Source organism: Asticcacaulis solisilvae, from assembly GCF_017875235.1.
Lineage (GTDB): Bacteria > Pseudomonadota > Alphaproteobacteria > Caulobacterales > Caulobacteraceae > Asticcacaulis > Asticcacaulis solisilvae_A.
The window spans coordinates 137,491-163,953 of sequence record NZ_JAGGMI010000002.1 but is presented as its reverse complement, the minus strand read 5'-3'; the positions used below and the strand labels follow the sequence as shown (position 1 = coordinate 163,953).

Sequence of the window (26,463 nt, the reverse complement as noted above, 5' to 3'; positions counted from 1 at the left end):
CGCAAATGACGGAAGGGGGAATTCCGGCAGTGAAACGAGACTCAATTGAACGTATGAAAAAAACGCGGCCAGGACATCCTGACCGCGTTTTTTTGCTTTACCTCAGGTGTTGGCTTTAAGCCGCTCCACCTGCACGCTTTTCAGCGTAGATGAGCAGCGGCGTCGCACGCTCTTCAACGACTTCGCCGTTGATGACGACTTCCTCGACGCCTTGCATGGTCGGCAGCTCGTACATGGTGTCGAGCAGGATGCCTTCCAGGATCGAACGCAGGCCGCGCGCGCCGGTTTTGCGGACGATGGCCTTCTTGGCGACGGCGTACAGCGCTTCCTCATTGAAGGTCAGCGAGACGTTTTCCATCTCGAACAGGCGCTGATACTGCTTGATCAGGGCGTTCTTCGGCTCGGTCAGGATCTTGACCAGGGTGTGTTCGTCCAGGTCTTCCAGCGTCGCCAGGACCGGCAGACGGCCGATGAATTCCGGGATCAGGCCGAACTTCATCAGGTCATCGGGCTCGACTTCGCGGAGGACTTCGCCGGTGCGGCGGTCTTCAGGGTCCTTCACGGTCGCGCCGAAGCCGATGGAGGTGCCCTTGCCGCGGCCGGAAATGATCTTTTCCAAGCCGGCGAAGGCGCCGCCGCAGATGAACAGGATGTTTGTGGTGTCGACCTGCAGGAATTCCTGCTGCGGATGCTTGCGCCCGCCTTGCGGCGGCACGGAGGCGACGGTGCCTTCCATGATCTTGAGCAGCGCCTGCTGCACGCCTTCGCCCGACACGTCGCGGGTGATCGAAGGATTGTCCGACTTGCGCGAAATCTTGTCGACTTCGTCGATATAGACGATGCCGCGCTGGGCGCGTTCGACGTTATAGTCGGCGGCCTGGAGCAGCTTCAGGATAATGTTTTCGACGTCTTCACCGACATAGCCGGCTTCGGTCAGGGTCGTGGCGTCGGCCATGGTGAACGGCACGTCGATAATGCGCGCCAGGGTCTGGGCCAGCAGGGTCTTACCCGAACCGGTCGGACCGATCAGCATGATGTTCGACTTGGCCAGTTCGACGTCGTTGCCCTTGGCGGCGTGGTTCAGGCGCTTGTAGTGGTTGTGAACAGCGACCGACAGAACCTTCTTGGCCTGCGACTGGCCGATGACATAGTCGTCCAGGACCTCGCGGATTTCCTTCGGAGTCGGTACGCCATCCTTGGATTTGACGAAAGCGATCTTGTGCTCTTCGCGGATGATATCCATGCACAGTTCGACGCACTCATCGCAAATGAACACGGTCGGCCCGGCGATAAGTTTGCGCACCTCATGCTGGCTCTTTCCGCAGAAAGAACAATAGAGGGTGCTTTTGCTGTCGCCCGTAGCGGCTTTGGTCATAATGTCTCTTCACCTTCAAGTCGCGGAGGATCGCGCACACCGCCCAATCCAGCCGCAGGTAATCCCGGCACCTTAGCCCAGCAAGCCTTAATAAAGGCTGAGCCGGACGTCGATACAGGTTTCGTGGTGCCCCGTACCCGACATTTATGCACAGTTTGGTGTGGGCCTCAACAGCCTTGCCGGATCAATTTAGGCCTTGTTGCGCTTTATATGGGATAAAAAATGCGGAATAAAAGCGCTCATTGCGCGCCGCCGCGCCAACCTTGTGGATACAGGCCTCGTCATGCCGCCAGAGACATCGGAATCACTTGTGTCCAAAGTTGTGGCCTTCGACTTTGATGGCACTCTCACCCATACCGACAGCTTCGTCGCCTTCCTGAAGTTCACCTCGGGCAGCATCAGAATCGCGGCGGCGTTCGCGGCGCAGCCGTCCCTGCTCGGCGACTATATCGCGACCCGGGACCGTGGCGCGTTGAAATCCCGATTGTTATTCAATCTGTTGGGGGCGATTCCGAAGCGGGAACTTGAAGCGTGGGCCGCGTCGTTTGCCGAAGCGGCCGGTGACGAGCTCTTCCGGCCGGATGCCTTGGCGGAGTGGAATCGCCAGGACCAGCCCGACCGGTTGCGGGTGATCGTCACCGCCTCGCCTCAGATTCTGGTGGCGCCGTTCGGTGAACTGATCGGCGCCGACCGGGTGATCGGCACGCGCCTGGCCTTTTCGGACAGCGGCCGGCTGCTGCCCGACCTCGACGGTATCAACTGCCGTGGCGAGGAGAAGATGTGCCGCCTGCGCGAAGCGTTTGGTCCTGAGCTGGATCTGGAAGCAGCCTATGGCGATACGGCCGGCGACCGTGAAATGCTCGCGGCGGCGCGTCATCCACATTATCGGGTATTCAAGAAAAGGCCTTGATTTGTCTGGTGCTCTGAAGCACGACAAGTCTGCGGCGCCACGGTTAAGCCCCGCCCACCGCCTTCGGCGGTCCCCCCTCCCCATGAATGGGGAGGGCGAAAATTGCTGCCTCGTTCAGCGCTAGCCGCTTGCGCTTAAATTCCTTGCCTTTTCCGTGTCGCGCCGCAGGCGCTTTCCGTGTTTTCAGTGATTCAAAAGCCACAGGCGCCATAGACACTTAACCTGGACAAGTTCACGCAAAAAAACGCGGCGCCGAAGCACCGCGTTTCTATTTTCAAAGCTCTGTCCGCGATCAGGCGGCGGTTTCGGTGCCGTCAGCGCGCTTGACGTAGACATGGTCGATCAGGCCGAACGCCTTCGCCTCGTCCGCCGTCATGTAGCGGTCGCGGTCGAGCGTCTTTTCGATCGTCTCGTACGACTGACCGGTGTGCTTGACGTAGATTTCGTTCAGCAGCTTCTTGGTCTTGCGGATGTCCTCGGCCTGGATCTCGATGTCCGAAGCCATGCCGCGTGCGCCGCCCGAAGGCTGGTGCACCATGATCTTGGAGTTTGGCAGCGAGATGCGCTGACCGGCTTCACCGGCCTGCAGGATCAGCGAGCCGGCCGAAGCCGCCATGCCCATACAGACGGTCGTCACCGGCGACTTGATGTATTGCATGGTGTCATAGATCGCCAGCGCCGAGGTCACCTGACCGCCCGGGCTGTTGATGTACATCGAGATTTCCTTCTTCGGGTTTTCCGACTCCAGGAACAGGAGCTGGGCGCAGATCGAGGTCGCCATGCCGTCTTCGAACGGACCGGTCAGGAAGATGATCCGCTCCTTCAGCATGCGTGAATAGATGTCGTAGGCGCGCTCACCACGGCTCGATTGCTCGATGACGGTGGGAACCAGGTAGGAGGTCAGGTGGTCAACGGGGTCGCGCATTCACGAATCCTTTGTGTGTGTCGAATCGACGGGCGTCACGCCATCTAAGACAACAAGTCTTAACCTTAAGTGAGTGCGCCGTCCCAAATCAAAGCCAACTTGGCAATTTGCGCACAGCTTTTCAAGAGCCTTGGAAGCACCCGATGTGTCTTGACAGCCGGAAATGTCGCCTATATATAACCGAATAGTTATATAGCTTATTGGTTATGAAAATGGCTTTCGACGGTATTGATGCAACCTTTGTCGCCCTCGCCGATCCGACGCGGCGCGCCATACTGGCGCGGCTGGCGCAAGGAGAGGTCACGGTGATGGACCTGGCCGAGCCGTTTTCCATGAGCCAGCCGGCCATATCCAAGCATCTGAAAGTGCTGGAAAACGCCGGGCTGGTGACGCGCGGCCGTGACGGTACCCGCCGGCCGGTCCGCGCCGAAACGAAACGCCTGCGCCAGGCAACAGCATGGCTGGAAGACTTCTGTGCGCGGCTGGAAGGCAATTACCAGCGGCTCGATGCGCTGCTGGCGGAAATGAAGACGGTCCAGAAGGACTGATGATCCCACACATCCAGATTGAGAGGACATCCTATGATCGACACCCCCGAAATCATCGACCTGCCTGAACAGAAGATGGCGGTCATCCCGCTCAAGGTTCCAACGAACGAGATTATGAACCATATGGGCGCCGGCATAGGCGAACTGCACGCGACGCTGGCCGCCCAGGGCATCACGCCTTCGGGGCCGTGGTTCACGCATCACCACCGCGCCCCGACCGACACCTTCGATTTCGAAATCTGCCTGCCGGTCGACAGCGACGTGACGCCCGAGGGCCGCGTCCAGCCTGGCCTGCGCCCGGCCATGAAGGCGGCCAGCACGACCTATCACGGCGGCTACGAAGGGCTGGGCAACGGCTGGGGGCAGTTCATCATGGCGTTGAAGGACCGCGACATCGCCACCACCGACGAACTGTGGGAGACCTACAGCGTCGGCCCCGAATCCGGTCCGGACTCCAGCCAGTACCGTACCCTCCTGCGCAAACCCCTCAAATAAGGCCTGTTCCCATGTCCTCGATGATCATCAAGACCGTGGGGCGGCTCAATGCCGCCCTGCTCTCCGACACTCAAATCCGCCTGACCCGGACCTTCGACGCGCCACGGCAGATGGTCTGGGACGCGCACACCCAGCCCGACCTGATCCGGCGCTGGCTGCTGGGGCCGCCGGGCTGGACCATGCCGGTCTGCGAGGTCGACCTGCGCGTCGGCGGCAAGTACCGCTACGAGTGGCACGGCGAAGGCGGCAAGACCATGGCGATGAGCGGCGTCTACCGCGCTGTTGAGGCGCCCAGCCATATCGCCGACCAGCAGGTTTTCGACGACGACTGGACGAAGGGCGCGGCGGACGGCGATATGGTTCTGTCCGAACGCGATGGCGTCACCGAGATGACCCTGACCATCACCTATGCTTCAAAGGAAACGCGCGACCTGGTCGCCTCTTCGCCCATGATGGATGGCATGGAGGCCGGTTACGCGCGTCTGGACGACCTTCTGGTCGTTGAGGAATGAGTTGCAAGTTGCTTTCGCTAGCGGATTGCAAGTTGGTTTTCCGGAGCGTGATTAGGTTAGATGACACTCTGGGTTACTGAAGGAAATCCCCCTTCCGTCAGCCTCGCTTACGCTCGCTGCCACCTTCCCCGTAAACGGGGAAGGAATTGTGGAAAAACGAGATTTTACTCCTTCCTTCCCCGTTTACGGGGAAGGTGGCGCCGCCGGAGGCGGTGACGGAAGGGGGATTTCCGTCGCCGTTTAATAGCTCAGGTCGAAGCCGATCCGCACCGACCGGGGCTGGCTATAGTTCGATGGCCGGCCGTAATTGGCGTCGACCGCGCCGGCCGTCGCTCCGTCATAGGTGACGTAGCGCGTGACCACACTGCGGGTGTCGAACAGGTTGAAGACATCCGCGCGCAGCACCAACTTGCCCTTGGGCAGGACGGTTTGCGGCACGGTATAGCGCAGGGACGCATCGACATTGCGCACCCAGTCCGACTTCAATCCCTTGCCCATCGGCGCCGGCCGGCCACCGCAATAGTGGAAGACCGTATAGGGCGAGACGCCGTCGGGATCGTTGCCCAGGCAGCTGAACCGGGTCGGCGACAGCACCATGATGTTGAACCCACCCAGCAGTCGCGGCGTGAAGGCGTAAGAACCCCAGACCTTCAGGCTGTGCGTCGGGTTGCCGGGCAAAAGGCCCACGGCATGGTCCTCGGTATTGGGGGTATCCCAGCGGAAAGTCGCGCCGGCGTCCAGCTGGACGCTGTTGCCGAATTCGGTGACCGTGCCGCTGTAATTGCCATAGAGGCGCGATAACGTATAGGAGCCCTGCACGCCCCACTTGCCGTCGAAGGCGCGCTTGAAGTCGAAGGTGACCGCCGTATATTCGCGCTTCGCGTCGGCGAAGTGCCCCAGCTGTTCGGCCGTAAGCGTAATGGTGCGCTGCTCGCTTTCGCCCGGCAGCGGTTGCTTGAGGGAGATGGTGACGTCGTGGTCGCCTACGTTCCAGACATAATAGCTGTTGGAGATTTCGCCGGAGGTGTATTGCGAGGCGTCGAGGCCGTTTTCGGTCAGGTAGTCGATTATGGCCGGGCCGAACTCGGAATCTTCCGACACATCGACGGTGTTGCGATAGACAGCACTCAGGCCGACTGACCACAGGTCATTGAGGCGGTAGTCGGCGCCGACGGTGAACTCATCGACGCGCGTGGCCTTGAGCCCGATGGCCGCCTTGGAGGTCGCGCCTTCCTGGGAGCCGTTGCCGATGACGAAACAGGTGTCGTCACCCGCCACATGGCTTGAGTTAAAGCCGGGGGCCTGGCTCAACTGCGACGCCGGACATGGCTGGCCGAATACGGGATAGGTCGGGCCGACCGCGTTGGGCAGGCCGGTTTGCGGATCGATGACCCAGCCGCCGGCCGGCGCTTCGAAATATTGCGAGAAATAAAGGTCCTTGCCGCGGACGCCCAGGTTCATCGCCGGCGGAATGAAGTTGGCGCCGTAGGAGCCATGGATCTTCCACGCCCCCTCACCCGTCGGGTCCCAGCTGAAGCCGAGACGCGGAGCGACATTGCCGGTCAGGTTGATATAGCGTTCACCCGACAGGTTGTACTGGCGGAAGGTGTCGTCACGCACGCCGACCTGTACGTTCAGGTCGGGTGTGACGTCCCACGAATCCTGGATGTAGATCGCCTGGTTCTCGGAAGCGACCTGACCGCCCAGCTGCTGGTAGACAATCTGCAGGAGACTGTCGTTGTTGATCACTGTTCCCGTGGCGTCATAGGTGCGGAAGATGTACTGCACGGGCACGACACCGACCATGTTGTTGGTCTTCGTTTCGGAATTGTCTTCGTGGTCGATGCCGAAGCGGACGTGGTGGCGGCCGAAGGCATCGAAGCGAACGTCACCGTCGGCGCGCCAGAACTTGCGCGTCATGTCGGTCACCTGGGCGTTGGAACTCGGCTGGCTCTTCGACAGGGTGGTTGACGTATTTGTCATGTCGACGACGCGGACATAATAGGCCGACGGATCTTCGGGCACGACATTCGCGCGGTCGCGCATCTCACCTATCGCCGCCGATACGGTCAGCCAGTCGCTGACGCGGCCGGAATAGTTGAGCACCCAGTTGCGGCCGCCCGTCTCGGTGACTTCGGTGGCAACGTAGTCACCGCGCTCGCTGCCGTCGAAGCCGTATTGGCGCGAGATCGAACGGTTGGTGGTGTCGAACGCCGTCAGCGAAACACGCTGCGAAGGCGTTATGTAGCCGTCGAGCTTGAGGCCGTAAAACGGGTCGTTGTTGGTGGTGTGGCTGTAAAAGCGGCTCTCGACATTGGCCGTTTCCCATTCGATCTGGTTGGCCTGGTAGAGGCCATAAGCGAACAGGCGGTCGCGGATCAGCGCCCCGCCCATCTCGACGATCAGCGAATTGTTGGTCGCGGTCGAAAAGCGGCCGTCATAATTATAGGTGTCGCGCTCCTGGGCCCGCAGGCTGTCCGGTTTGAAATTGCCATGCAGCGCGAAGGTAAAGTCATTGCTGCCCGACTTGGTCGTGGCGTTGACGACACCGCCGGTGGCGCGGCCGAATTCCGCTGGATAGCCGCCGGTCATAACCTCGATCGACTGATAGAAGTCGAACGGCACGCGCGCGCCGCCGACATAGGTGTCGGGATTGGTGATGTTGAGCCCGTCGATATAGTAGGCGTTTTCCGCCACCGACCCGCCGCCGAAGGAGGCTACGGCATTATCGCCGCCGCCAAAGTCCGGATGGCCCGGCACGACGGTCGGCGCCAGCAAGGTGACGGCGTTGAGGTTACGCGCCAACGGGATTTGCCCGGCCAGGGTGTCGAGGTTGACGACAAGGCCGGTGGTGGCGCGGGTAAAGTCCATGCGGACGCGCCGGCTCTTCACCACGACGGCGGCGCCGGCCGGCTGCAGCACGGCGTCGAGGCGCGCCTCCTGTGTCACCGTGACCGCGATCGTGGTCGCCAGGTCTTCGCGGCCGGGGGCGCGGATAGCGACTTGATAGGCGCCAGGCGCCAGGCCCGTGGCGCCGAAGCGTCCGGCGGATGTGACGGCAACGACACGGCTGTGCCCCTGGGCGTCGGACGTCAGGGTGATCGTGGCATTCGTGATGGGGGCGCCGGTCTCATCCGCGACCGATCCGGACACGGCGCCGGTCACGTAGTCCTGCGCCTCGGCGGTGGCGGTGAGAAGGGCCGTAAGTGGGAGGGCCTGCAGCAGCGCAGCCACGAGGGCTGACGCCGCGCGGAGGCCGGCGCGGCGGAGAGAAGACGTCACGAAAATCGGGTCCTGATGTGCTCTCAGTCATGGTAGGCGCCATGATGAGAAGGTGACATCTCCGGGTGTCGTGCGAACGAAACCACGATTCGTTTAAGAATTTGCGTAGGCGGTGCGATTGGGTCCGGGGATTTTGAGGTGGACGTTCTCTCTTCGCCTTCCCACTTGTCCGGACAGGGATCATTTTGGTCGGGGCATCCTTCAGTTATCGAACGCGGTAAGTACCATAAAGGCCCCACCACAACATCTCGCCCGTGCAAGGACGGTCTCGTGCGGTCCCTCTCCCCACAAGTGGGGAGGTTGTGTCTGCGATGAATTGCGAATTGCAATGTTTTGGCCAATTCCCATTGCGATTCACAACTCATCTCTCCGGACACAAAAAAGCCCGCCGAAGCGGGCTTTTCTCAAGAACTATAAGGCTTAACCTTCGTCTTCTTCCTTCAGCAGTTCGTCCTTGCTGATCGGCTTGTCGGTGACCTTGGCCTGGGTGAAGATCAGGTCGCAGACCTTTTCTTCATAGATCGGCGCGCGGATCTGGGCGGCGGCGGCCGGGTTGTTGCGATAGAAGTCGAACACCTGGCGCTCCTGGCCCGGATAGTTGCGGGCTTCGCGCATGATGGCCTGCGAGACTTCCTGGTCGGTGACCTGGACGTTCTGGCGAGTGCCGATTTCGGCGAGGACCAGACCCAGCCGCACGCGGCGCTGAGCGATCTTCAGGTACTCGTCCTTCAGCTCCTGTTCCGACTTCTTGGCGTCTTCCTCGTCGAGCTGGCCGGCGGCCTTGTCCTGCTCAACCTGTTGCCAGATGCCCTGGAACTCGGCGTCCAGCATGCGCGCCGGCAGTTCGAAGTCGTGCTTTTCGTCGAGAATGTCGAGCAGTTGGCGCTTCATCTTGAAGCGCGAAGCGGTCTTGTATTGCTGGTCCAGCTGGCCCTTGATGATGCCCTTGAGGGCGTCGAGGCTTTCCAGGCCCAGGCTCTTGGCCATGTCGTCATCGGCTTCGCCTTCCTTCGGCGACAGGATGTCCTTGACGGTCGTCTCGAAGGTGGCTTCCTTGCCGGCCAGTTCCTTGGCGCCGTATTCGGCCGGGAAGGTCACGTTCAGGACCTTGCTCTCGCCCTTCTTGACGCCGATCAGCTGCTCTTCGAAGCCCGGGATGAACATGCCCGAACCGATGACCAGCTCGGCGTCTTCGGCCTGACCGCCGGCGAAGGCTTCGTCGCCGATCTTGCCCAGGAAGTCGATGATCAGCTTGTCGCCGTCTTCGGCCTTGACCGCGGCCTTACCCTTGGCCTTCTTTTCTTCATACTGCTTGTTGCCGGCCACGACCTGCTTCAGCGACTCGTTGACGTCCTCGTCGGTCGGCTCATAGACCGGACGGGTCAGCTCGACCGACGAAGGCTCGACCGGCGTGAAAATCGGCATCATTTCGACGGCGATTTCGTAGGCCAGGTCCGACTGGCCATTGATGACAGCTTCGATGTCGCCCAGCGGCTTCAGCTCGGGCTGGCTGGCCGGACGGATGTTCGCCTGTTCCATCGCCTTTTGCGTGGTGTCGTTGAGGGCTTCCTGGATGATCTCGCCCATCAGCTCCTTGCCGTACATCTTGCGGACGTGGCCTTGCGGCACCTTGCCGGGGCGGAAGCCCTTGATGTTCATCTTAGGGGTGATCTCGGCGATCTTGGCGTCCAGCTTCTTCGTCAGCTGGTCCTTGGTGACCGTGACTTCGAGAACGCGGCTGAGGCCTTCATTCAGTTTTTCAACGACTTGCATCGAGTGGCTATCCTTGTCGGTCCGGTGGTCCGATGTCGCATCGGGCCCGAACCGGCGGCTAAAAACGTCAAACGGGCGCACAGGGATGCCCCTGTCCGCAAAGAAGCGCTCCTTATGGCACGATTGCGGAAGAGGTCAACGGCAAAGCGCGGGATAAGCCGGACAGAACGGCTTTTTCGACAGGTTATGCCCTTCAACATCTCGCGAATGGCTTTTTTATAAGGCTGGGCCCTAGCCTCGGTGTCCATCGATTTCGAGGTTCTGCGTTGCGCATTGTTCGTGTTCTTCCAGTTTTCATGGTCCTGCTCGCCGCATGTACGGCCGAAGCGCCCCCACCACCCCCGCCCCTGGCGCGCAGTGATGTCAATCCCAACGCCTTTGTCGGCACACCCCAAGAGGTCGCGGCCAAGGCGCAGGAAGCGGCCATCCTGAAGGCGCATCCGGAAATGGCCATCCGCAACGGCCCGGAACTTGTCATAAGCTATCGCGGCGAGCCGTTGGTCACCTACACCGACAATCCGCAGGGCTGCGACCGTTATATCGTCGAGCGCGCCATCGAAATCCGCGATCCCGATTCAGGGACGCTGGAGCCCATCGCCCTTGTCGCCTGTCACTTCGGCACGACGACCAACCGCTACCTGGTGTTGCCCAACAGCGGCAAATATAATGTCATGGGCGATATCGCCGCCTCACCCAACGGGCGCTACCTCGCGACGACCGATTCGACGGTCACCAAGGCGCGCGGGGCCTTTATCATCACGCAGTGGCCGAACACCGAAAGCCGGGCCGAGTTCCCGGCGGGGTGCAAGAACATAGAATGGCAGAGCGACAGCGCCTTGACGGCCGACTGTTGGCGCAGCGAACATCCCAACACGGTCAATCCCGACGAAAGCGATGCGGTCTTTTTCCGCGCCAAGGTGTGGCGGGATGACGAGACCTGGCGCATGACAGCGACGGACTGGCTGGCGCGCGATGGTAGCCCTGCCTTGTCCAACCGCCCCTACCCTTTGCTTGCCGCTATCGACAAAACGGGTGTAGATGCGCCTGAATGAGCGCGCCCCAACGGATACAACTGAAACGCAGCAAGGGCTGGCGGATGCTGGACAACACGGTCAAGATCGACCGGACGACGCGCTACGGCAATCCGTTCGAAGTCTCCGAAGGCGATGCCGGCTGGAGCGTCAAGGGGCCTGAGTTCGCGCGCGCAGGCCTTGCGTCAAAGGCTGAAGCCTCCACGATCGCGGTCGAGGCCTATCGCAAATGGGCCGAGGCCGGGAACGCGCCGGACCTTGGCGCCTTGCGCGGCAAGAACCTGGCATGCTGGTGCCCGCTAGATGGCGCCTGCCATGGCGATGTGCTGCTAAGACTGGCGAACAATAGCTAGCCGAACCTCACATACTGCCTCAGCGAAATCAAAGCCTGGCAAAGGTCATCGCCCAGCCACAGAAGAACCGCGAATTGTGCGACGTACGCCAGCGCCATAAAACCCGGTAGATTGCGATCGACAGCGAAGCGAACGACCAGTGGAAGCGCCGCACTGAACATACTAAAGTGCAAAGCAGCGGCATCCGAGTTCAGGTCCAGGAAGCAAAGCCCGATGGCGCAAACAAGCGCGAAAACCGATGGCATGCCCCAGACGGCTCCGATCAGCGCGCCCCCGCCGATCTGCTGAAGCAACCGTATGCGCATCAGCTCGTCCTGAGTGATAAGAGAGCGTCGCATGATCATGCCGTCTTGACGGGCGCCTCGTCTTTATCCAATGCGTTTTCCCACTTGGCGACGACGGCCGCGGCGACCGAGTTGCCGACGACATTGGTCGCTGACCGGCCCATGTCGAGCAAGGCATCGACGCCCAGTACCACGGCGATCCATTCCGCCGGCAAGCCGAAATAGGTCAGGGTCGCCATGATGACGACCAGCGAGGCGCGCGGCACGCCGGCAATGCCCTTCGACGTGATCAAGAGCAGGAAGAGCATCATGATCTTCTGCGTCATGGTGAATTCGATGCCGTGCGCCTGGGCGATGAACAGGGTCGCGAAGGTGCAATACAGCATCGAGCCGTCGAGATTGAACGAATAGCCGAGCGGCAGGACGAACGAGGTGATCTTGCGCGAAATGCCGATCGTCGGCAGGCCGGACAGGAGCTTGGGGTATGCGGCTTCGGAGCTGGCGGTCGAAAAGGCCAGCAGCGCCGGTTCGCGGATAACGCCCAGCAGTTTCAGCGTGCGTGCGCCAATGAACACAAAGGCCAGCGCGATCAGGATGACCCACAGGATGCCCATCGACGCATAGAAGCCGCCCATGAACTTGGCGTAGGTGATCAGGATCGGCAGCCCCTGCTCGGCCACCACCTTGGCCAGAGCGCCGAAGATGGCGAACGGCGCGAACAGCATGACCAGTTCGGTGACCTTCAACATGATATTGGCGGCCTGTTCGACCAGCACCATGACCTGCGGCGCCTTGTCGTCCAGCATGGCGACGGCCGTGCCGACAAAGACCGCAAAGACCACGATCTGCAGGATTTCGTTATCGGCCATCGCCTTGACGATCGACGACGGGATCAGGTGCTCGATGAATTTCACGAGTGTGAAGTTAGAGGTATTGGGCACGGCGACGGGCTCGCCGGCGGCCTGGAGGTTCATGCCGACGCCGGGTTGCAGCCACTCGACCATGATCATGCCCAAAACCAGCGACACGATTGACATCAGGATGAACCAGCCGAGCGACTTGGCGCCGACGCGCCCCACCGCCGCGGCGTCCTCCATGTGGCCGATGCCGGCGATCAGGGTGAACAGCACCAGGGGCGCGATGATCATCTTGATCATGGTGATGAATATCTTGGTCAGCAGACCATACCCGGTAATGAAACCGGCGGCGGTCGCCTCGTCCAGATATTGATTTGTCGCCCAGCCGGCGGCGACGCCCAGCACCATGGCCAGAAGAATAAACAGCGCCAGACGGCTTTTCATGTAGGGCCCCAACTCACCAGGATCGTTCCGACTGCGACTATTCCCCGGCAAACGGCGTCGCGCAACGTCTTTTTTGGCGGGAGGCTCTGTTTGAAACGTGCCAAGACCGCCCGCGCTCCTGGCAAAGGGTCAATACGCGCGGCCTTCGCGACTGGATTATGAAACCGGAATTATGCTTTGATCGGTATCCAGATTTCCAGTCCGCCCTCGCCCGTTACACCGTCGAACGATGGGCCATATTTCTCGAAGAAGGGCTCAGGCAGCACGCTTAGGCCGGATTCGGGGATCCAGTTGTTCCACACAGCATCCCAAGTGCTGCGCAGTTCTGAGATATGTCCGGTGTGCGGAAAGACCGCGTAGGTCTGGGCGGCGATGTCGAGCGTGGCGAATTCCGCCGGCAGATCAGCACCGGGGCCGACCTCGACGCCGCTGAGATAGTCGATGCCATCGTCATTCGCATTGTAGCAGACGCCGTAGGTGGTATCGGCCTCGCCGGTCTGGCCGTCGATATTGCCGAGCCATGGTGTGAATTTTTGCCACTGCGACGGGATGTTGGCCGTCTGCTCCATGGTGTAACGGCCTGTCAGCCCGTCGACACGGAAGGCTCGGCCTTGGCGGATATCGTGCGGGCTTTGGGTGGCGATCGGTTGCAAATCCATGAGAAAAGGTTCCTGTAAAGCACGGATGTCATAGGGTTTTCCTTCCCGGGCCGCTTCGGGTGTAATGCCGAAGCGGTCGCGGAAGGCGCGCGTAAAGGCTTCATGCGATCCGTAACCCGCCTCCAGCGCCACCGACAGGATGTCGGGCGCGCCCTTGGCCAGCCTGCTGGCGGCGACGGTCAGCCGCCGGCCCCGGACATAGGCCATGACGCTTAGGCCCATGCGCGCATCGAAAACGCGCGCCATGTGGAAGCGGCTGACGCCGGCGGCCTCGGCGATATCGTCGAGCGTCAGGTCCTTGTCGAAATGATTCTCGATGAACCAGACGGCGCGGCCGGCGGGATGGGAGGAACTCATGATCTGCCTTCATTTGCGGATACGATCCTGACGGACGGCAGGACCCGCCGCTTGATCAGGATTGCGCTGCCGGATAGAAAACGGCCGAGCGACCGCCAGGACCTGTCAGCATTGCGCCGGCCACAGCGCTGCCGGTTTCAATCCGTGAGCCTGATTTCGCCGATGATGGCTGGACCGTGCGTCGCTTTCGGCTGGCCGTCGCCGTCGAAATCCGACCACTGGCTGCGCGCCACGAAGAGGTACCGGTCGCCGGAAACCACGCCATTGGTCGGTTCATCCAACGCGCCGCCACGTAACAGGATCTGAACCGATTCAATGGCTTTCCAGTCATTGCTCATACCAATGCGCAGTAACCGTCCCGGCTCAATGCCGTTTTGTATGACGATCAGGTCGTTGCCGAACCGCGCCACGCCATCGACGCCTATTAGCGATGCGGTTTCAGGCACCGGCAGTTGCAGGATATCACCGCCGGCCAGGTCTACGCGATAGAGACCCGATGTGTAATCCGCCACGATCAGGGCGGTGCCGTCAGCGTTTTCCGCCAGGCCTTGCGGCGACGGCAGGCGTCCGGCGGCAATCAGCGTTTGCCAGGCGCCGGTCTGTGGGTCGAGGCGCAGCACCGCGCCTGCTCCGCCGTCGCTGACATAGACGGCGTGTGCGCCCAGCGCGATGTCGCCGAACCGGCTGCCGGCGCCACCGGTGAAAGTCTCCGGTGCCGACGAAGACGCCGTATCGATCCGCACGAGTTCAGACGGATACGCCGTCGTGGAGGCGGCTGCCGCCTGGTCGGGCGACGCGGCTATCCAGATGCTGCTGCCTTTGGCGGCCACGCCATAGGCGCCACGGCCTTCGGCCAGTGCGTGGACCGGCTTGGCCTGTCCCACGGCGTTGAGCGCGCCGTCGTGGATGGTGGTGTAGTAGACGCGGTCCCCGACCATGGTCACCCCTTCGGCCAGTCGCAGCGTGTCCAGTTGCGCCACCGTCGTGAAGGCGCCGAAGTCCGTGCCGTTGGCATCGAGCCGCGCCCGCTCCGCCGGTGAGAGCAGGGCCGCCAGATCGGGCTGGCGCGCAGGATCGAACCATAGGCCCCGCGCGATATAGTCGTTGAGCCAGGTCTTGGCCGCCTCCGGCTTCTGTGCCGAAAGCGCAATCCGTGCGCCCATCAGCAGAACCGATGGCGCGGACGGCAGCAGGGATCGCGCAGCAGCGATCTCGGCCTGCGCCGCCACGGGATCGTTGCGCTTCAGGGCATCGGCGGCGGCGGCACGGTGGCGGAAGAACTCTCTCGCGCTGAAGTCTTCCGCAAGCGCAGGCGCGGCTTGCAGGGCCAGGATCAAGGCTGAAAGGAGCAAATGGCGCATGGAGGAGCCCGTTTTGACCAGGCTATCACATCGGCGCGGCCGAACCAGTTACAAAACGGCAATTAGATCGGTATGATTTAAGTGGAAACATCATACCGATCTAAATTTTTGTTTTGTCGCGATATTTAAGGCGAAAACCGCTTACACTTTTCGCCATATCGCTCTAGCGAACTGCAACAGCGCCCGACCGGGCGCCGGCGACAGTTCGCCGCCCTCGCGGAGGCAGGCGCGCAACGCGCCAGCCGTGAGCGATGAAATGAAATGGTGCGGATGAGAGGACTCGAACCTCCACGCCTTGCAGCGCTGGAACCTAAACCCAGTGCGTCTACCAGTTCCGCCACATCCGCAGGTCCAATTCAGGCACGTCAGTACCCGAGGGCGCGGTCATGAAGCAAACGGAGGGACGCGTCAAGCCAGATCGCCAGTGCGGAATCGATATCTTGCGCTGCGGCAAAGTCTTTGTACGGAGCGCTCGCCCGTGACTCGCGCGAAATGCAGGCCGTGGTTAATTTTCCCTTTATGCACGACGAATCTGCGCTAAAACGCATTTTCTTCTGTCTTTGTCCAAGGTTTGGGTTTACACGCAGCCCGTCCGCGCGTTCACGCATCGTAATAGATCGTTACAGCCATGTGAGGTTGCCGCCTGTGAAACGGCTTGCAATCTTGCGCAATGCAAACATTTTACGACGCTGAACGGTCTAAGTTTTATGGATTGCTCATGAAAAAAATCGAAGCCGTCATCAAACCCTTTAAGCTCGACGAAGTGAAGGAAGCCCTTCAGGAAATCGGGGTTCAAGGTATGACCGTGCTGGAGGCCAAGGGATACGGCCGCCAGAAAGGACATTCCGAACTGTATCGCGGTGCGGAATATGTCGTTGATTTTCTGCCGAAAATCAAAATCGAACTGGTCGTTGCCGACGACCTCGCTCCTGCCGCCCTGGAGGCTATCCAGACCGCGGCGCGCACGGGCAAGATCGGTGATGGCAAGATCTTCGTGAGCGACGTCCAGGACGTCGTTCGTATTCGGACCGGGGAGTCGGGACCGCAGGCCGTCTAAAGCCTGGGGCCACTCTCCTAATAACAAAAGGTAATGGGGCGTCTTATGACAGCAGCAGACATTCTCAAACTCATCAAGGAAAAGGACGTCAAGTATGTTGACGTGCGTTTTTCCGACGTGCGCGGCAAGCTTCAGCACGTCACCTTCGACATCGACCTGGTTGATGACGAGTTCCTGAACGACGGCACCATGTTCGACGGTTCGTCGATCGCCGGCTGGAAGGCCATCAACGAGTCGGACATGAAGCTGCGTCCGGACCTGAAGACGGCCTATATCGACCCGTTCTATCAGCAAACGACCCTGTTCCTGTTCTGCGACGTCATCAATCCGGACACGAACGAGCCCTATAACCGCGACCCGCGCTCGATCTCGAAGAAGGCCCTGGCCTACCTGCAGTCGGCCGGCGTCGGCGACATCGCCTATTTCGGCCCCGAAGCCGAATTCTTCATCTTCGACGACGTCCGCTGGTCGATCTCGCCGGACAACACCGGCTACGCCTTCGACTCGACCGAACTGCCGCACAACTCGGCCAAGGTCTATCCGGAAGGCAATATGGGCCACCGTCCGGGACCAAAGGGCGGCTACTTCCCTGTCAATCCGGTCGACTCGTGCCAGGACCTGCGCGGCGAAATGCTGGCCGTCATGGGTGAACTGGGCCTCGAGCCCGAAAAGCACCACCACGAAGTGGCGCCGGCCCAGCACGAACTGGGTCTGAAGTTCTCCGACCTGCTGACCATGGCCGACCGCCTGCAGCTCTACAAGTACGTCATCCACAACGTCGCCCACGCCTATGGCAAGACGGCGACCTTCATGGCCAAGCCGATGTTCGGCGACAACGGCTCGGGCATGCACGTGCACCAGTCGATCTGGAAGGGCGGCAAGCCTCTGTTCGCCGGCGACAAGTATGCCGGCCTCAGCGACATGTGCCTGTGGTACATCGGCGGCATCATCAAGCACGCCAAGGCGATCAATGCCTTCTCGAACTCGACGACCAACTCCTACAAGCGTCTGGTCCCGGGTTACGAAGCTCCGGTCAAGCTGGCCTATTCGGCCCGCAACCGTTCGGCCTCGATCCGTATTCCGTGGGTGTCGTCGCCGAAGGCCAAGCGCCTGGAAGCCCGCTTCCCGGACCCGATGGGCAACCCCTATCTGACCTTCACCGCCCTGCTGATGGCCGGCCTCGACGGTATCGAAAACCGCATCGATCCGGGCGCGCCGGCGGACAAGAACCTGTACGACCTGCCGCCGCAGGAGCAGAAGAACATTCCAGAAGTCTGCGGCAGCCTGCGCGAAGCCCTGGACAGCCTGGACAAGGACCGCGCCTTCCTGAAAAAGGGCGGCGTCATGGACGACGACTTCATCGATGCCTACATCGAGCTGAAAATGGAAGAAGTCATGAACTTCGAACTGCGTCCGCACCCGGTCGAGTTCGAAATGTACTACAAGTGCTAATTCCGTAAGGAATTGCCACTACCGTTGAAAGTCTGCTACAGGCCACCCGTTACCGGTGGCCTGTTTCATTTTGCGTTGCGACATACTCCATTTCTTCCAAAATTATAATACAATATATAATTTCAAATGAAACAAATATGGTTTCGCGAGATACCAATTAAATTTGCCAGTGTTTGCGGTGGTTTAGCCGCTTTTTGACACATAAATGACGCAAATGGCGCCGCCCTCCCCCTTCACCCCTGATTAACCGGATTATTCAGTTGCGCGCTTTCATAGTCACGGCACTGTGAGCGGGTGCAACAATCCACTTAACCCAAAGGGGGATACTTTGAAGACGTGGACTAAACTTTCGAGGGCCGTGGCTGTCACCGCCGCCCTCCTGCTGACGGCTCCGGCCGCCGGCCTGGCCCTGGCTCAGGAAGCCCCGGCTTCCGCCGAGGCTTCGGTCGACGCGTCCGCTCCGGCCGTCGAATCTACCGCGGCGCCTGAAGCCGAAGCCGCCGCTCCGGCGCCCGCGCTGCTGGCGTCGCAAAAGGAACTGGCGCTGGACAAGTCCGACACCACCTTCCTGATCTTTGCTACCGCCATGGTCCTGATGATGACCCTGCCGGGCCTGGCGCTGTTCTACGGCGGCATGGTGCGTAAGAAGAACGTCGTCGCCACCGTGACCCAGTCGGTGTCCGTGACCTGCGTCTCGGCCGTCCTGTGGTGGCTGGTTGGCTACTCGTTCGCCTTCGGCACCGTCTCGACCGATCTATTTGGTCTGCCGGCGGCGGAGCTGAACAAGTGGTTCGGCGGATTCGACACCCTGTTCCTGAACAACGTCACGCCGACGACCGCCTATATGGCGACGGCAGGCGTGCCGGAATACACCTGGATCGCCTATCAGATGACCTTTGCGATCATCACCCCTGCCCTGATCACCGGCGCCTTCGCCGAACGCGTCAAGTTCTCGGGCCTGATCCTGTTCATGGCCCTGTGGTCGATCCTGGTCTATGCGCCGATCTGTCACATGGTTTGGGGCGGTGGCATCCTGGGCGGCATGAACGTCAAGGACTTCGCCGGTGGCGCTGTCGTTCACACCAACTCCGGCGTCGCCGGCCTGGTCGCTGCCCTGTTCCTGGGCCGCCGCAAGGGCTACGGTACCGAAGCAATGACGGCTAATAACCCGATCTTCGTGCTCATCGGCGCCTCGCTGCTGTTCGTTGGCTGGATCGGCTTCAATGCCGGTTCCGAATGGGCCGGTGACTCGGTTGCCTCGGTCGCCCTGCTCAACACCCTGCTGGCCACCTGCGCCGCCGGTCTGACCTGGAAGATCGTTGAGTGGATCTTCCGCGGTAAACCTTCGCTGATCGGCATCCTGTCGGGCCTGATCGCCGGTTTGGTCGCCATCACCCCGGCCTGCGGCTTTGTCGACCCCAAGAGCGCCATGATCATCGGCGCGGCAGCTGGCCCGGTCTGCTACTTCGCCGCCACCTGGATCAAGAAGCTGCTCGGTTACGACGATAGCCTGGACGCCTTTGGTATCCACGGCGCTGGCGGCATCCTGGGTGCGATCCTGACGGGCGTCTTTGCCGACACCACGATCAACAGCCTGGCGGAAGGGGCCAATGTCACCAGCCAGCTCATCGGCCTCGGCATCACCATTGCCTGGTCGGCGGTCGGTACCTTCTTGATCCTTCTGATCTGCAAGTTCACCACTGGACTGCGCGTTTCGGAAGAAGACGAAGTGGCAGGTCTGGATGCTTCGCAACACGACGAAGTCATGGACCACTAAGCCCTCTAAGTTATCCGCGTATAAATGGCGGGGCGCTCGAAAGAGTGCCCCGTTTTTTTGAGTCATCGCTGGACAGCAGCGCGGATGGCCCATGTACCACAGACCGATTTATCGTGTGCCGAAGCCTTCCGATTCGCGCATTCGGCGGGTCTCACATCTGGAATCACGCCTGCTTTATTTAGCCGCCTGAAGCGCGATTATTTTGCGATGCAGCAAATCTTACAAAGTGTTATAGATTAATTTCATATGTCCGGATTTCAAAGTATTGGACTGAATTTTAACACATTTTTTATATCTTTAGCGGGGGTGAGATTTGTGACAATTTTGCATCTAGGCGTGGTGAAACGACCATAGGGGACTTTGCGCCTGCTAAAAACTTGCTAGATTGTCTCTCGGGTTCACCAAACTCTTTAACTCAAGAATAACAGCCGCCAATCAGTTAAACGCGTCGGCTTCAACCTTTGAACTGGGATCTACAGACCATGAAAAAGACTCTTCTTGTCGCCGCTGTCGCCATCAGCGCGCTCTTCGCAGGTTCGGCCGCCATGGCGCAGGACACCGGCGAATTCAGCTTCAACATCGCCGCCACGAACAACTATGTGTGGCGCGGCGTGACGCAGACCGAAGACGGCGCCGCCGTCCAGGGTGGCGTCGACTATAAGAAGGGCATCTTCTACGCCGGCGCCTGGGGTTCGAACGTTTCGTTCGCGGGCGACGACGACACCTCGACCGAACTCGACCTGTACGTCGGTATCGCGCCGTCGGTCGGCGACTGGAACTTCGATTTCGGCTACATTCACTACATGTACCCGAGCCAGTGCGACGCCTGCGACTACAACTTCGGTGAACTGAAGAGCGCCGTCAGCCACTCGATGGGCAAGGGCACGATCGGCGCCGCCCTGTACCTGCCGGCGGAAGACCTGGAAGATCCGTACTACGAAGTCAACGCTTCGTATCCGCTGACCGACAAGCTGTCGGTTTCGGGCGCCATCGGCAACTACGAGTTCTACGATTACTCCACCTGGAACCTCGGCGCGACCTACGCCCTGACCGAAGGCGTGTCGCTGGACCTGCGCTACAGCGAAGCTTCGAAGATGCCGAGCAACCTGTACGCCACCATCAAGGTTGGTTTCTAATTCTAAGCCTGACCAAGGTTTAAAAGCGCTGACCGCGAGCCTTCCACAGCTCGCGGTCTTTTTTTGTTCTCTTTTGACATCAGGCGTTATATACCCGGCGCGAATCGCTGCATGTTTGAGTCATGAGTTCCAAATCCGCGCAACCCAATTTATTCACACCCGGCGCCGGGCCTGAAGCCGCCGCGCCCTCTCCTGTTTCTGCGGCACGTCCTGAGGCACGCACCGCCGCGCCCAAGCCGAAAGTGGTCGAAATGCCTGTTCCCCAACCGGTCACGCACGACACCACCTACGACGCGTCGAGCATCGAGGTGCTGGAAGGGCTTGAGCCCGTCCGCAAGCGTCCCGGCATGTATATCGGCGGCACCGACGAAAAGGCGCTGCACCATCTGTTCGCCGAAGTGCTCGACAACGCCATGGACGAAGCGGTGGCCAACCACGCCAAGGCCATCTGGGTCGAACTCGATGCCGAAGGCTACGTCTCCGTCCGCGACGATGGCCGCGGCCTGCCCGTCGATCCGCACCCCAAATACCCAGGCAAGTCGGCGCTGGAAGTCATCATGACCGTGCTGCACTCGGGCGGCAAGTTCTCGGGCAAGGCCTATGCGACCACGGGCGGTCTGCACGGCGTCGGCGCCTCGGTCGTCAACGCCCTGTCCGAAAAGCTGGAAGTCACGGTGTGGCGCGACGGCTTCGAATGGCAGCAGAACTTTTCCAAGGGACATGTCCTGGGCCCGGTCGAACAGGTCCAGCCGTCGAAGAAGCGCGGTTCGAAACTCCGTTTCCTGCCCGATCCGGAGATTTTCGGGACGCAGGCCCACTTCAAGCCCGCTCGCCTTTACCGCATGGCCAAGGCCAAGGCGTATCTGTTCCGCGGCGTGCAGATTTTCTGGAAGTGCGCGCCCAGCCAGATCCACGACCAGACGCCGGCGGAGGACAAGTTCTTCTTCCCCAATGGTCTGGCCGACTACCTCGCCGAGCGCATCAAGGGCAGCGAGACGGTTTCCGAAATCTTTTCCGGCCGCGTCGACCGCAAGGACGACGCCGGCGCCGTCGAATGGGCCGTCGTCTGGTCGGCCGCCGGCTTCGATGATCACGACAGTTTCGTCCAGTCCTATTGTAACACCATTCCGACGCCCGACGGCGGCACCCACGAAGCGGGTTTACGCGCCGCGCTGACGCGGTCGCTCAAGGGCTATGCCGAAATGATCGGCGACAAGCGCGGTGGGTTGATCACCGCCGAAGACGTCGCCGCCTATGCCGGTATTGTTATCTCGGTTTTCATCCGCAATCCGGAGTTCCAGGGCCAGACCAAGGACCGCCTGTCATCGCCGGACGCGCAGAAGCTGGTCGAAAAAGCCCTGGCCGATCCGTTCGATCACTGGCTGACCGGCTCGCCCAAGCAAGCCGAGCGTCTGTTGCAGTTCGTCGTCGAAAAGGCCGAGGAACGCCTCAAGAAGCGCAAGGACAAGGAAGTTCAGCGCGCGTCGGCGACGCGCAAGCTGCGCCTGCCGGGCAAGCTGGCGGACTGCGCGCGTCAGGATGCGGTCGGCACCGAACTGTTCATCGTCGAAGGCGACTCGGCCGGTGGCTCCGCCAAGCAGGGCCGCAACCGCAACACCCAGGCCATCCTGCCCCTGCGCGGCAAGATACTGAACGTGGCGTCGGCGACCGTCGACAAGCTTAAGCAGAACGCCGAACTGTCTGACCTGGGCCTGGCGCTTGGCGTGCAGCCGGGCGCGCGGTTCAAGGACGAAGACCTGCGTTATGAGCGCATCATCATCATGACCGATGCCGATGTCGACGGCGCGCACATCGCTTCGCTGCTGATCACCTATTTTTACAGGCAGATGCCGGGCATGATCCGGAATGGCAACCTGTACCTGGCCATGCCGCCGCTGTACCGGATCAGCCATGGCAAGGATGTGCACTACGCCAAGGACGACGCGCATCGCGCCGAGATCATCGCCAAGCATTTCAAGGGCAAGAAGCCTGAAATCGGCCGGTTCAAGGGCCTGGGTGAAATGATGCCGGCGCAGTTGAAAGAGACGACCATGGATCCGAAGACCCGGACCCTGGCGCGCGTCACCTTGCCTCATGACGAGGAAGATATCGAAAACCTGGTGGAGACGCTGATGGGCCGCAAGCCTGAACTGCGATTCCGCTATATTCAGGACCACGCGGAATTCGCGGCGGAAGACCTTGACGTGTAACGGGGCGTGGGGCCCGAGGCCCCACAACCTTGCTTTTTCTTTCTGTATTCTGGGCCTTCAGGCCCTGAATACAGAAAGAATTAGGAAAGACTTGGGGTCTCGGACCCCAAACCCCGTGACAATCATTGACTACCGGCCCGTAAAGTAGCAATGGACGCCCATGACAAAGTTTAGCGACCTCGGCCTGGGCGAACAGGTCCTCAAGGCCATTGCCGAAACCGGCTATGATACCCCGACCGCGATCCAGGAGCAGGCCATCCCTGTCGCCCTCACCGGGCTTGACGTCCTGGGTATCGCCCAAACCGGCACTGGCAAGACCGCCGCCTTCACCCTGCCCATGATCGAGCGGCTGGCCGCCGGCCGGTCGCGCGCCCGCATGCCGCGCGCCATCGTCCTGGCGCCGACGCGCGAACTGGCCGACCAGGTCGCTGAAGCCTTTGAGAAATATGCCAAGTTCCATAAGCTGAACTGGGCCCTGCTCATCGGCGGCGTCTCGATGGGGGACCAGGTCGCCAAACTCGACAAGGGCGTCGATGTGCTGATCTGCACGCCGGGCCGCCTGCTCGACCTGTTCGAACGGTCCAAGGTCATGCTCAACGGCGTCCAGCTGATGGTCGTCGACGAAGCCGACCGAATGCTGGACATGGGCTTCATTCCCGATATCGAACGCATCTTCAAGCTGACGCCGCCAACGCGCCAGACCCTGTTCTTCTCGGCGACCATGCCGCCGGAAATCACGCGTCTGACCAACCAGTTCCTGAAGAACCCGGTGCGTATCGAGGTTTCCCGTCCCGCCTCGACCAACGAAAATATTACCCAGTACGTGCTGAAGGTCCCGCACCGCGACGTCCGCGCCAAGCGGATCGCCCTGCGCGCCCTCATTTCCACGCTGGATATCAAGAACGGCATCGTCTTCTGCAACAAGAAGACCGACGTCGATATCGTCGCCAAGTCGCTGGCCAAGTATGGCTTCGATGCCGCCCCCATTCACGGCGACCTCGACCAGGCGCTGCGCATGAAGACGCTTGACGCCTTCCGCAACGGCGAGTTGAAACTGCTGGTGGCGTCGGACGTCGCCGCGCGCGGCCTCGACATCCCGAATGTCGGCCACGTCTTCAATTTCGACGTCCCGCACCACGCCGACGACTACGTCCACCGCATCGGCCGCACCGGCCGCGCCGGCCGGACCGGCGAAGCCTATCTGCTTCTGTCGGCCGCCGACGAAAAGAACTACGACAAGGTCATCAAGCTCATCAAGAAAGAGCCGGCCGTGCTCGATCTCGATGTTGACTACGCGGCGCTGGACGACGCCCCGCGCAGTGATCGTCCGGCGCGCGGCGGCCGTGACAAGGATCGGGGGCGCGATAAGGATCGGGCGCGTGGACGCGACCGCAAGCCGCGCAGGACCGAGGACAGCCCCCAGGCCGCGACGACACCGTTGACCCAAGCTGAGCCCGTGGCCGAAACGTCCGAGCCCGTGCCTGAAAAGGCGGCCCGCAAGAGCAGCCAAAGAACGAGCCAAAAACCTTCTGAGAAGTCTTCCGAGAAGCCGGCGCGTGGCGGTGAGTCCAGACGCGCCGAACGCGAGCCGGACAGCAACTCGCCCTTCGGTGATCACGTGCCGGCCTTCATGCTGCGCCCTGCTCCCGTAAAGGCTTGAGCCAAAAATATTTACGGCGTTAACCGCCTGTCAGAGAAGTTTGGCTAGAGTGCCCCTGTTACGAAGAGAATCGGTCCCCTGATTCTCCGCGGACGCCAGAGGACGCTCAATGAATAACGACATAGAGATCAGCGTAAGAAGCCCAAGCGCCTACACACTGGCGAACGAGGCGCTGCGACTGATGCAGGAACACGGCGTTTGGCCGACGCCGCTGAACTACGAACTCTGGCTCTATGTCGCCGGTGACCCGGAATCGCCCCTCGCCCAGGAAATCTACCGCCTCGTCAAGGCCGGTGAACAGATCACCGAGGACGTATCCGAAAGCCTGGCCAGCAAGTTTATCGCCCGCCTCAAACTCAATGATGAAGTCCGCGACGCCGGCCTGAAGCTGACGCGCGAACTGACCTCGATCACCGAGATCATCTCGGAAGCCCAGAAGACCCAGAAGACCTACAGCGACACGCTGGAAGGCGCCAAGCGTTCGATGAGCGCGGTCGACGCCGCCGCCCTGCAGGGGCTGGTCCAGAGCCTGACCGACGCCACGAACCAGGTTCTCAACCATCACGTCGAATTCGAATCGCGTCTGATCGACTCGTCGCGCGAAGTGAACCGCCTGCGCAAGCACCTCGACCAGGTCCGCATGGAAGCCATGACGGACGCGCTGACCAACCTTGCCAACCGCAAGTCGTTCGACGAAGCGCTGGATGCTCACTGCGACAGCGACGACGACAGCGCGCCGCTGACCCTCGCCGTGCTCGACATCGACCATTTCAAGCGTTTCAACGATACCTGGGGCCACCAGACGGGTGACCAGGTCCTGCGTTACGTCGCCAGCGTCCTGGCCCGCATCGGTCGCGCGCCGCGCCTGGCCGCCCGTTACGGCGGTGAGGAATTCGGCCTGCTCTTCCCGGGTGAAACGGCGGCTGTCGTCGAACGCATCCTCAATGAAGCCCGCCAGGAAATCGCCTCGCGCGTGCTCAAGCGCCGCTCCACCAACGAAGATCTGGGCACCGTCACCGTTTCGGCCGGCATCGCCCAGCGTGAATATGGCGAAGACGCCTTCGACCTGCTCGACCGCGCCGACAAGGCCCTTTACCAGTCAAAGAACGCGGGCCGCAACAAGGTCACGGTCGCCACGGGCAGCGCGATCCCGGACTCAAGCGCCGCTTAAGCAGCTTCCTGATGATTTAATACTTGCAAACGGATTTGAACAATGTTCAAATCCGTTTGTTCGTTGTTGAGGGGAACGCCATGAACAGCTTTCTGTTCGCCATCGCCTACTGGACCCTGTCCGTATTCTATAGCGTCACCGCGCTGATCCTGACGCTGTTTCCGGGCCGTAAGCCGGTTAGCTGGGTCATTCACCGCTATACGCGCCGCATGGTGTGGGCGATGCGCGTCTTCGCCGGCATCAAGCTGGAGATCCGTGGCCGCGAAAATGTCCCGCAGCAGCCGGTCATCTTCGCCTGCAAGCACCACTCTTGGGGTGACGGCTTTTGTATCTACTCGCAGTTCCGCGACCTAGCCTTCGTCACCGGCGACCACCTCGAAAAATTCCCGCTGATGAGCACCCTGCTCCGCAAGCTCGGCGCCATCGTCGTCAATAATTGCGGTGGCCACGAAGCGCGTAAAGCTTTGGCAACGCGTTCGGCCGATGCCGCCAAGGACGGCCGCAGCATCCTGATCTATCCGGAAGGCCACCTGAACGCGCCGGGCACCTATCGCCGCTACCGTTCGGGCGTGTGGCACATGATGAACAATTTCGATATGCCCGTTGTACCGGTGGCGACCAATCTCGGCCTGTTCTGGCAGGAAGAGCACTATAAAAAGACGCGCGGCACGGCGGTGCTGGAATTCCTGGAGCCCATCCAGCCCGGCATGGCCAAGGACGAATTTCTCAATACGCTGCGTGACCGCATCGAAACCCGCTCGCAGCAACTGATCAGCGAGGCGACTGGGGAGCCATTTACGCCGTCTGTACTGGTCCCGGCCTGAACCTCGGGTC

General features: G+C 61.0%; 22 protein-coding genes and 1 tRNA gene. 14 read left to right on the top strand and 9 right to left on the bottom strand.

The genetic code is table 11. The features are described 5' to 3' along the window. Positions 1-115 precede the first annotated feature (115 nt). Positions 116-1,375: an ATP-dependent Clp protease ATP-binding subunit ClpX gene (gene clpX, locus J2X24_RS03825; RefSeq protein ID WP_192620218.1), complete on the bottom strand. Its 1,260-nt coding sequence runs from the start codon at positions 1,373-1,375 to the stop codon at positions 116-118. Positions 1,376-1,685: 310 nt separating this feature from the next. Here clpX and J2X24_RS03820 point away from each other — a divergent pair, with 310 nt between their 5' ends. Further along, positions 1,686-2,285, top strand: coding sequence for an HAD-IB family hydrolase (locus J2X24_RS03820; RefSeq protein WP_310002388.1), 600 nt, complete (start codon positions 1,686-1,688; stop codon positions 2,283-2,285). A gap of 292 nt (positions 2,286-2,577) precedes the next feature. Here the strand turns inward: J2X24_RS03820 and J2X24_RS03815 are convergent, their stop codons facing one another. Continuing rightward, positions 2,578-3,210, bottom strand: a complete 633-nt coding sequence (locus J2X24_RS03815; RefSeq protein ID WP_209716889.1) for an ATP-dependent Clp protease proteolytic subunit — start codon at positions 3,208-3,210, stop codon at positions 2,578-2,580. A 212-nt stretch (positions 3,211-3,422) separates the two neighbouring features. Between J2X24_RS03815 and J2X24_RS03810 the strand changes: the two genes are divergently transcribed. Genes J2X24_RS03810 through J2X24_RS03800 form a run of 3 tightly spaced genes read left to right on the top strand, consistent with a single transcriptional unit; the run spans position 3,423 to position 4,765 of the window. After that, positions 3,423-3,758, top strand: coding sequence for an ArsR/SmtB family transcription factor (locus J2X24_RS03810; protein ID WP_209716886.1), 336 nt, complete (start codon positions 3,423-3,425; stop codon positions 3,756-3,758). A gap of 33 nt (positions 3,759-3,791) precedes the next feature. Continuing rightward, complete coding sequence (locus J2X24_RS03805; RefSeq protein WP_209716883.1) at positions 3,792-4,253, top strand: GyrI-like domain-containing protein; 462 nt, start codon at positions 3,792-3,794, stop codon at positions 4,251-4,253. A gap of 11 nt (positions 4,254-4,264) precedes the next feature. Then, the gene (locus J2X24_RS03800) at positions 4,265-4,765 is read left to right on the top strand and encodes an SRPBCC family protein (protein WP_245344433.1); all 501 of its coding nucleotides are present in this window, start codon (positions 4,265-4,267) and stop codon (positions 4,763-4,765) included. Between the two features lie 240 nt (positions 4,766-5,005). Here J2X24_RS03800 and J2X24_RS03795 read toward each other — a convergent pair whose 3' ends face one another. Both J2X24_RS03795 and tig read right to left on the bottom strand, forming a co-directional pair. Beyond that, positions 5,006-8,047, bottom strand: a complete 3,042-nt coding sequence (locus J2X24_RS03795) for a TonB-dependent receptor (protein WP_209716880.1) — start codon at positions 8,045-8,047, stop codon at positions 5,006-5,008. A gap of 420 nt (positions 8,048-8,467) precedes the next feature. After that, on the bottom strand, positions 8,468-9,820 hold the full coding sequence (gene tig, locus J2X24_RS03790; protein ID WP_209716877.1) for a trigger factor: 1,353 nt from the start codon (positions 9,818-9,820) through the stop codon (positions 8,468-8,470). Between the two features lie 296 nt (positions 9,821-10,116). Here tig and J2X24_RS03785 point away from each other — a divergent pair, with 296 nt between their 5' ends. Both J2X24_RS03785 and J2X24_RS03780 read left to right on the top strand, forming a co-directional pair. Continuing rightward, on the top strand, positions 10,117-10,872 hold the full coding sequence (locus tag J2X24_RS03785) for a hypothetical protein (RefSeq protein ID WP_209716874.1): 756 nt from the start codon (positions 10,117-10,119) through the stop codon (positions 10,870-10,872). Beyond that, the gene (locus J2X24_RS03780) at positions 10,869-11,204 is read left to right on the top strand and encodes a DUF4326 domain-containing protein (protein WP_209716872.1); all 336 of its coding nucleotides are present in this window, start codon (positions 10,869-10,871) and stop codon (positions 11,202-11,204) included. The genes J2X24_RS03785 and J2X24_RS03780 overlap by 4 nt, the downstream gene beginning before the upstream one ends. Here J2X24_RS03780 and J2X24_RS03775 read toward each other — a convergent pair. The 5 genes from J2X24_RS03775 to J2X24_RS03755 all read right to left on the bottom strand — a co-directional run bounded on the left by J2X24_RS03775 (position 11,201) and on the right by J2X24_RS03755 (position 15,513). Then, the gene (locus J2X24_RS03775; protein WP_209716870.1) at positions 11,201-11,509 is read right to left on the bottom strand and encodes a hypothetical protein; all 309 of its coding nucleotides are present in this window, start codon (positions 11,507-11,509) and stop codon (positions 11,201-11,203) included. The genes J2X24_RS03780 and J2X24_RS03775 overlap by 4 nt on opposite strands. A 35-nt stretch (positions 11,510-11,544) precedes the next feature. Continuing rightward, positions 11,545-12,789, bottom strand: a complete 1,245-nt coding sequence (locus tag J2X24_RS03770) for a dicarboxylate/amino acid:cation symporter (protein WP_209716868.1) — start codon at positions 12,787-12,789, stop codon at positions 11,545-11,547. 170 nt (positions 12,790-12,959) lie between these two features. Beyond that, positions 12,960-13,805, bottom strand: coding sequence for an AraC family transcriptional regulator (locus tag J2X24_RS03765; RefSeq protein WP_209716866.1), 846 nt, complete (start codon positions 13,803-13,805; stop codon positions 12,960-12,962). Between the two features lie 137 nt (positions 13,806-13,942). Then, entirely contained in the window at positions 13,943-15,166 is a 1,224-nt protein-coding gene (locus tag J2X24_RS03760; protein ID WP_209716864.1) for an NHL repeat-containing protein, read from the bottom strand. A gap of 262 nt (positions 15,167-15,428) precedes the next feature. After that, positions 15,429-15,513, bottom strand: a tRNA-Leu gene (locus J2X24_RS03755). A 371-nt stretch (positions 15,514-15,884) separates the two neighbouring features. Between J2X24_RS03755 and J2X24_RS03750 the strand changes: the two genes are divergently transcribed. The 8 genes from J2X24_RS03750 to J2X24_RS03715 all read left to right on the top strand — a co-directional run bounded on the left by J2X24_RS03750 (position 15,885) and on the right by J2X24_RS03715 (position 26,453). After that, a complete protein-coding gene (locus J2X24_RS03750) occupies positions 15,885-16,223 on the top strand; it encodes a P-II family nitrogen regulator (RefSeq protein WP_006274230.1) in 339 nt (112 codons plus the stop codon). A 33-nt stretch (positions 16,224-16,256) separates the two neighbouring features. Further along, positions 16,257-17,675, top strand: a complete 1,419-nt coding sequence (glnA, locus tag J2X24_RS03745; protein WP_209716862.1) for a type I glutamate--ammonia ligase — start codon at positions 16,257-16,259, stop codon at positions 17,673-17,675. A gap of 358 nt (positions 17,676-18,033) precedes the next feature. Beyond that, a complete protein-coding gene (locus J2X24_RS03740; protein ID WP_310002387.1) occupies positions 18,034-19,452 on the top strand; it encodes an ammonium transporter in 1,419 nt (472 codons plus the stop codon). 482 nt (positions 19,453-19,934) lie between these two features. Next, a complete protein-coding gene (locus J2X24_RS03735; protein WP_209716859.1) occupies positions 19,935-20,588 on the top strand; it encodes a TorF family putative porin in 654 nt (217 codons plus the stop codon). A 122-nt stretch (positions 20,589-20,710) separates the two neighbouring features. Beyond that, a complete protein-coding gene (gene parE / locus J2X24_RS03730; protein ID WP_209716856.1) occupies positions 20,711-22,798 on the top strand; it encodes a DNA topoisomerase IV subunit B in 2,088 nt (695 codons plus the stop codon). 160 nt (positions 22,799-22,958) lie between these two features. Continuing rightward, positions 22,959-24,458, top strand: coding sequence for a DEAD/DEAH box helicase (locus J2X24_RS03725; protein WP_209716853.1), 1,500 nt, complete (start codon positions 22,959-22,961; stop codon positions 24,456-24,458). Positions 24,459-24,567: 109 nt separating this feature from the next. Next, the gene (locus J2X24_RS03720; RefSeq protein WP_209716850.1) at positions 24,568-25,629 is read left to right on the top strand and encodes a GGDEF domain-containing protein; all 1,062 of its coding nucleotides are present in this window, start codon (positions 24,568-24,570) and stop codon (positions 25,627-25,629) included. Positions 25,630-25,709: 80 nt separating this feature from the next. After that, positions 25,710-26,453, top strand: coding sequence for a lysophospholipid acyltransferase family protein (locus J2X24_RS03715; RefSeq protein WP_209716847.1), 744 nt, complete (start codon positions 25,710-25,712; stop codon positions 26,451-26,453). The last annotated feature ends 10 nt before the right edge of the window (positions 26,454-26,463 follow it).